Source organism: Oleiphilus sp. HI0080 (assembly GCF_001635135.1).
Map to the genome: position 1 here is coordinate 1 of NZ_LWFU01000464.1, position 6898 is coordinate 6898.

11 protein-coding genes are annotated in these 6898 nt (G+C 49.3%); 4 read left to right on the forward strand and 7 right to left on the reverse strand.

Going from position 1 to position 6898, the window contains the following annotated elements; all coding sequences use genetic code 11:
• Both A3751_RS09455 and A3751_RS09460 read left to right on the forward strand, forming a co-directional pair.
• Window positions 1-464 (forward strand): EAL domain-containing protein (locus tag A3751_RS09455; protein ID WP_082863152.1); only part of this gene is annotated, 464 nt, incomplete at its 5' end.
• 96 nt (window positions 465-560) lie between these two features.
• On the forward strand, window positions 561-1778 hold the full coding sequence (locus tag A3751_RS09460) for a hypothetical protein (protein ID WP_068463798.1): 1218 nt from the start codon (window positions 561-563) through the stop codon (window positions 1776-1778).
• Between the two features lie 49 nt (window positions 1779-1827).
• Here the strand turns inward: A3751_RS09460 and A3751_RS09465 are convergent, their stop codons facing one another.
• From A3751_RS09465 to A3751_RS22740, 6 genes are all read right to left on the reverse strand, one after another.
• Entirely contained in the window at window positions 1828-2301 is a 474-nt protein-coding gene (locus A3751_RS09465) for a hypothetical protein (RefSeq protein WP_068454915.1), read from the reverse strand.
• A 120-nt stretch (window positions 2302-2421) separates the two neighbouring features.
• Entirely contained in the window at window positions 2422-2766 is a 345-nt protein-coding gene (locus A3751_RS09470) for a zinc ribbon domain-containing protein YjdM (protein ID WP_068454918.1), read from the reverse strand.
• An 80-nt stretch (window positions 2767-2846) separates the two neighbouring features.
• Complete coding sequence (locus A3751_RS09475; RefSeq protein WP_068454920.1) at window positions 2847-3185, reverse strand: cupin domain-containing protein; 339 nt, start codon at window positions 3183-3185, stop codon at window positions 2847-2849.
• A 164-nt stretch (window positions 3186-3349) separates the two neighbouring features.
• Window positions 3350-3940 carry a histidine phosphatase family protein gene (locus tag A3751_RS09480; protein ID WP_082863153.1) on the reverse strand — a complete coding sequence of 197 codons (591 nt, stop codon included), beginning with the start codon at window positions 3938-3940 and terminating at the stop codon, window positions 3350-3352.
• Entirely contained in the window at window positions 3930-4709 is a 780-nt protein-coding gene (locus tag A3751_RS09485) for an MBL fold metallo-hydrolase (protein ID WP_197466255.1), read from the reverse strand. Before A3751_RS09485 ends, A3751_RS09480 begins: the two co-directional genes overlap by 11 nt.
• A gap of 15 nt (window positions 4710-4724) precedes the next feature.
• Window positions 4725-4892 (reverse strand): hypothetical protein, encoded by a 168-nt coding sequence (locus A3751_RS22740; protein WP_156498527.1) that lies wholly within the window; start codon window positions 4890-4892, stop codon window positions 4725-4727.
• 163 nt (window positions 4893-5055) lie between these two features.
• On the opposite strand from A3751_RS22740, the gene A3751_RS22745 reads away from it, so the two are divergent.
• Entirely contained in the window at window positions 5056-5301 is a 246-nt protein-coding gene (locus A3751_RS22745) for a hypothetical protein (RefSeq protein ID WP_068454923.1), read from the forward strand.
• A gap of 304 nt (window positions 5302-5605) precedes the next feature.
• A complete protein-coding gene (locus tag A3751_RS09495; RefSeq protein ID WP_068454926.1) occupies window positions 5606-5818 on the forward strand; it encodes a hypothetical protein in 213 nt (70 codons plus the stop codon).
• A gap of 244 nt (window positions 5819-6062) precedes the next feature.
• Here the strand turns inward: A3751_RS09495 and A3751_RS09500 are convergent.
• On the reverse strand, window positions 6063-6898 hold an 836-nt coding region (locus tag A3751_RS09500), incomplete at its 5' end, for a Fic family protein (RefSeq protein ID WP_156492357.1).

The following is a 6898-nucleotide window of genomic DNA, read 5'->3' on the forward strand; positions in this document are numbered from 1 at the left end:
GTATGCTCAAAAAGCAAAGTATGCCTGCAGATGCCTTTATTTTTGAGGTAACCGAAAGCGCAATGATGGAAGACCCTGAGCAAGCGCTCTCGGTGCTTAATCGACTCAAAACCCTCGGCTTTTTGTTGGCGGTTGACGATTATGGCACAGGTTACTCTTCGCTAAGTCAGCTAAAAGGAATGCCTGTCGATGAGTTAAAGATTGATATGTCTTTCGTTCTAAATCTAGATCAAAGTGCATTTGATCAGGCCGTCGTGCAATCGACGATTGAAATGGGGCATAAGCTGGGATTGACGATTGTGGCAGAAGGTGTTGAGACCGCGGAGGCTTGGCAGATTTTAGAAAAATGGCACTGTGACAAATTGCAGGGGTACTTTATCGCTAAACCTCAACCAGCTGCAGAGTTTATAGCTTGGTTGGATGCTTACAGCTTGCCTGATTGTCGTGCTGATGCTGAAACATAAGGAAGGGCGCTTAGTGTGCAACTACTCTTTTCTGACGCTTTAAGCTCTCGGATCAGACTAGCTTCTTTCTGCCCGTGCTGGCTGCAAGGCGCCGCATTGTGCATATGGCTAGCGAGTAGTGGGCTGGTTGCAGCAGAGCAAGCGCATCGGTTCGACACAAGTCTCACCTTGATTGGCAACTACAACGACAGTGATATGAGTTGGCTGAACTATGGCTTAGGTCGTTTTGCCTATGGCCAGTCTGGCCCAGACAACGCGGCGGCAGCGGAGGCAAACTTCGAGTATCGGTATCAATTTGATGCGCAGTGGCGTTTTCGTGCCTTTGTTCAAGCTCAAGCGTACTCAAACAATGCAACCGCGCGCGAGATTGGACTGGTAGAGGTCGAGTTGCGGTATCGCAATCAACTTGATTTTAATCAGCAAGTCTCCACTCGAATCGGCCAGTTTTTTTTACCGACATCACATGAAAACATCGAGCAGTTTTGGGATTCGCCATACACAATTACATACTCATCGCTCAACAGTTGGATTGGAGAAGAGTTTCGTCCCATTGGTTTGGATGCGCATTATCGTTACGACACCGATAGCGGGGAGCGATTTACGCTTGGCGCTACGACATTTGTTGGCAACGACAGTATGGGCGCCTTGCTTGCGTATCGAGGTTGGAGCTATGGCCGATTGCGCACCGCTTACGATGACGTATTGTCGTTGCCGCAAACGCAGGCGCTATCAGACTCCGGGATGTTTGGCGCGCAACGCGACGATGGCACTAAACCATTTGGTTCTGATCTAGATGGAAGACCAGGTTACGCCCTGCGTTTTAACTACGACAACGAGTGGCTTTCGTTGAGTGCCGCGTGGGTTGATAATCTAGGCGATACGGAGTTGCACCGGGGAGAATATGCGTGGCGAACTCGGTTTGCCTTGCTCGGCGCCTCGTGGTTTATCCATCCGAATCTGGAGCTTATATCTGAAGCATCAAAAGGCAGTACTTCGATGGGCAGCTTGCCTGCTGTTGATGTCGATTTTTACTCTGCGTATAGCATGCTGTCTTACTCCCTAAATGCATACCGTCTTACCTATCGGTACGATGTATTTGGTGCCAATGATGTGGATCGGGTAGACGATGACAACAATGATTTTGGGCGGAGTCACACGGTTGCATTGATGTGGTCTCCTGATGCGTCTGACTATCGCTTAGGTGTGGAGGCCCTTTATCTTCAAAGTGATAGACCGAGAACGCTTGACACGCTGGAGCTCGTGAATGAAAAGCATGCGGTCAGTGTGAGCCTTCTGGCGCAACTTCGCTGGTAGTTATTTGGCGTCGCTAGATGTTTGGTTAAGAAGCTTTTGGGATATTTCCTCAGCTAAAGGCCACGTAAGCGGTTAACGAGGCGAGATTTAAGGCAAAAATCGGGAATGCAAAATATCTGACGATGGTTCGTTTGATAAGCGATATCTTGGTCGGCGGCACAAATGGTGACGAAAACGCGGGGTCTCGGTGGGCATAGTAGAGCGGTATTTCAGTACCCATCGGATGCTTTTCAATGAATGCTTGCAGGTTTGTTTTTGGTTGTGCCAGATGCCCTTTGAAGTGTTTGCCGTTAACCGTGTAGGTATAAATCACAAGAGCCTGTTTGCGAGCATGCCCATCAATGCATACTTCTGAGAAAACCACCCTTGCATCGGTTTGATGCAAACCGGTAATAGCGCTCCAGCGTTTAGCGTATCGATCGTAGGTATACAGTAGTAAGCCAATTAGGATAAAGATACTGCTCCATAAAGCCCAGCCACTATGTGCGTATTGATCCAAGATATTTGGTTCGATTGGATACATGACTTCTTCCTCCGCCTATGGATGTACACGAACTCGTGGCGAAAAGATTAGTTCAAAATGAAACGCCGATTTAGAACGATTCAGAATGTTGAAATGACACTTATGCTGTTGCCTTTTAAGCTAGGCTTTTTTTACAAACTGAGCCGTTACGAGCATCTTGCCTGCGCCATTGACGCGACAGTCTAGCTGGTGGTCTTTGCCCTCTTTGATGTGGCGAATTATCGCTTTTGTGCCTACTTTTAAAACCTGTGAGCTGCCTTTTACCTTTAAATCCTTGGCCAATGTTACCTTGTCGCCCTCAGCGAGTAGCGTTCCGTTAGCATCTTTCACTTTTGGATTGTCATCATCTGCCGCTTCGACCGGATCCCATTCATAGCCGCACTCAGGGCAGATCAAAAAGCGTTGGTCTGCATAGACATAGTCAGATTTACAACTCGGGCAGGGGGGTAGTTCAGCTTCAGGCATGTTCGGTTTATTTCGCTTTGTATTAGGGTTGCTGTTAGGCGTAATGGCTTGGGCGAAGCATAGCCTAGTCGGCCAAGAGCTCATAGCTCTTGATAATTCTCGGGTAAAAAGCGCGGTGTGCAAATTGCCAAGAATATCAAATCGTCATTGCCGATATTGGTAATACGCTGGCGCTGCATGGCCGCGATATGCACTACATCACCGGCGTTCACTGTGCGAGGCGCTGCATCGCCAATTTCTGCGAGTCCGGTGCCGGAGAGAATCACATAACGCTCGATGGTGTTTTTTAGCTGGTGCCAGGAAGTCGTATTTCCCGGCTCGACGCGCGCTTGTGCAATGGAGACGGCAGGATCATCCGCCGAGTTTGATAGCTCGCGGATGTAGCAGCCCTCCGCTGCGAAGAAGTATTCAGTGCTCATGTGTGCAAGTGCGTTCAGTTAAGGTGTAGAAAAATCATAACAGAGGGCAATGTTAGCCACTAGCGAGCAGGTGGTCGTGCGACGGGTTTTGCGCCGCAAAGACCTTCCTATCACCATGACTGCGAGCGATGAAACTAGTGCGCCGGGAATGAACCGCGCTCTATTTAGCGCGGATCGATTGACGCAACGTGCCGAAGATCGCCGTTCGGTTTTTGCTGCGAGACAACCATCTCACCTGATCTCGGAAAGTGGCCTGTGAGTGCAGTAATGTTGACTTGGTGAGTCACTAGTAGGATCACCTCGCCATCGGCTTTTGTCTTCAGCTCTTTGGCGATCCAGGCTTTGGTCTTGTTCGTCGCTTCCTGCTTCATTTCCCAATTCTGAAAGAAGGAGTTTAGGGATGCGAGTTGTTCGGGTTCGCCTAGCGCTAATAACTGAGCTGTTTCCTTGCACCGACACCATTGGCTGGTGATAACGCGCGCGTCGCTATAGCCTTTTGCGCGCAGCTTTTCGCCCGTCTGTTGCGCTTGGTTTCGACCTGCCTGCGATAAGTTTCGTTGGCTGGCACAGTCTGAGAGGTCAAAATTCTCGGGATCGCCTGTGCCCGGCGCGAGCGTATGTCGCATTAGAACAACATGCCCGGGTTTCGCCATCATTACCCAAGGGTCGGAGACGTTGCCGTTGGCGTAGGTTTCGCTTCCCCAGCTCAATCCTAAAGATAAGTACAGGAGGTGCGTTAAGCCTCTAACACCCATTTTTGCACTGGCCGTCTGCGTCAAACTCCATGGTCTTGCCGCTCAGGGGTATGTGCACCGGAACATTGCTCGCATTTGTAAAGGCTGCTGTGCGGGTATTATCGAGCACCTTGCCATTTTTTGTCGCAGGCTCATTCGCATGTGAAGCGATCACCGAAATGGGCTTCACCATCTCGTTGATGACGTAGGCGGCTTCTGTAGGCCCCGTAGTAAAGGTACCGCCAATATTCATAACCGCCAGATCTGGCTGATAGTGGGCTCCCACTACTTCTTTCTGTTCGGCGGTCATGCCTGTGTCGCCAGAAAGGTAGACCACAAGCCCGTTGCTAAACTTCAAAATATAACCAGTGGGCGGCCCAACATAGGCTGTGACCCCTGCATCGGCAAGGTGCTCTGCAAAGTCACCTCGCAGAAACCCGGGAGCCAATCCATTACTATGTGCCGCCGGAACGGTTGTGATTTGAACGCCGCCTTTACTCGTCATAGCGCCAAAGCGAACTAAGCGGCTTTTAGCCGCATCGCCACCTGCCAAAGCAAGTTGTTTAGCGAAAAATTTTGGCATTTCACTTCCGGTGATAATATCTGCTTCTTTAGCGACCGCAATTTTCACCGTGTTAGAGTCAGGTAGGGCGCTTATTTTAAACTCGGGTTTGGCACAACTGCCTTCATTTACGGCGGTTATATGCTTGTCGCCCACGTGGTCACGATGGACATGGCTAACCAGTATGGCGTCGATCTTCCCGAGCCGGGGATCATCACTTCCTGCCACAGTTCGGCCAGCATCCTAGAGGATGCGCGTGCCGTCTGGATCTTCGAAAATCAGTGCGCGGTCGAGACGGCAGAACTCTCCGTCATGACTGCCTAAAGGGGTCACCTTAACGGTATTTGCCAAAGCTAAATTGGATGCAAAAAGGCCCAAGACCGCTGCAGCGAGAACAAGAACGCGTTTCATCGAGTTAACCCCTTTGAGTCGTTTATTTTTTGTATTCGTGAGTTTACGCTCACTCATTTCGATTGGATTTGCAAGGGTTTAACCCGCTGGGCTGGGAGGAGCTCTGTGAAGGTCAACTGGTGTGCATGTCTAGTGTTACTGTTTAATCAGCGAGGCGGCCGACGTGGCGTTTCCTAATGCGCCGGCCTGCTTCGGCTGTTTCTGGATTGTTTGGTTGCAGTTAGAATTGGTTTCCTCCGCCACCTTCCGTTGGTACTTGGTAGGATTGGACGTGCCTGTATCAATCGCTGTCGGAAACGTCTATCGTACGCTTGCATGGCCTGAAGGCGTTCCTCCAGTGGCCCTTGCAGCGGGCTTGATGATCGGCATGCTCTATTTTGAAAGCACTATGCACTTGGTGTCTGGGTAGGTGTGTTGGTCGTTTTAGGAGGGTTATGGCTGACCAATACCAAAGCTAGAAGCAGTAAATCGGTCCATCAAGATCATTACCTAGAGTCTAATAACCTGCACCCTGAGTCTACTCTATCGTCATCCCAGACTTGATTCGGGATACTTAGTGATACAGGAGAAACATGAGGGAAAGCCCTATTTGCCATCACGTCAGTGATCTAGTATCACCCCATTTCTGTAGACACTTTTAAAATGTGAGAGAAGCAGACCTTAGAGTTCATAATAAATAATCTTAACCAGTCATAACGGGATGCTAGTGCGAATTGGTTCTACAACTCTGGAACGGTAATAGCTATCAATCTATTGCTAACCTAGCCGACGGTGCGAACCGAGCATGGCTTGAATACAGCCGAACGAATAATGTCGCTCAGACCCCTAACTTCTTCATCAATGGTCTGAAATTCAAGATCGAGGGGGCAGGTTTGAATTCAGGAGAAGCAATCTGGATTGATGATGTGTTAGTGACTGGAGAATAATGCCCCTGTCTAACTAGAACTTTCAAAGGATTGCGTTAGAGTGAGGATGATGTATCTGCTCTAACGCGATTACTTATTACTATCTGAAACTGTCAGATATACGAAAGGCCGCTCCTCTTGAAGCATCTAGCGCTAACGTTACAACAGTCTTTTTTATGTATATCGCAAACCAAAGTCTTTTGATCGGATTTGCACCAAACGGCAATGCATAAGCCTAGAGAATTGGAAGATCTATTTTGTCTAATCATGCTGGAACAAGTTCTGGGAAGTACCAGGGCTCGGCATGCTCCGGTATTTCCCAACGCAACGGAGAACGGGTGCTTGTTTCGCTGAGCAACCCTTCACCTTTCAGCTGTCCCAGCATTCTGCGTGCGGTGCGCTCGGACATTCCGCTCATTTCAATCGCCTGAGATCGCTCCAGTTCACCCTGTACAAAGGCGGTATGCAGCAGGATAGATGCAATAGATTTGAGCTCGCCCAATCCCTTCACGCGTCCATCATTGCGCGCCTGCACATATCCATTTATGCGTTTTCGAAAACTCGCCAGATCCAGAAGTTCACTGATGTAGCTCACTTGATCTATCGCACAATCGAGCATGAATTCGCAAAAGTTCATCAATGCGGATTCGCTGAGCTGTCCTCGACCATCAAAGTCACCCTTTCGCGGTGCATCGGCCGCGGCCAACTTACTTTTGTATATTGAGGACTGTCTAGCCAAACCGCGGCTTAAACACCACGCTCCCGTGCTATCCAAACCAGTAAGCTTGAGAGCAGCATCAGTGAACAATCGTCCGACCCTACCGTTTCCATCTGAAAACGGATGTATCCACGCGAATCGATGATGCGCGGCCATAATCGCAATGAGCTTACGATCACCTTGAAAATGATCAGGATGAAAGGTCTCGCAAAATCCGGTCATGAGATCCGATAGCTTTTCTGCATCCGGCGGTATGTGTCGGCCAACCTCAACAAGTGCTTGGCGATATTGACCGGGCACAACGACATCGATCACATTACCTTGACTATTTTTAAGCTCCCACAAACGTTCAGGTACGTTCTCATAGAACACACGATGAATGT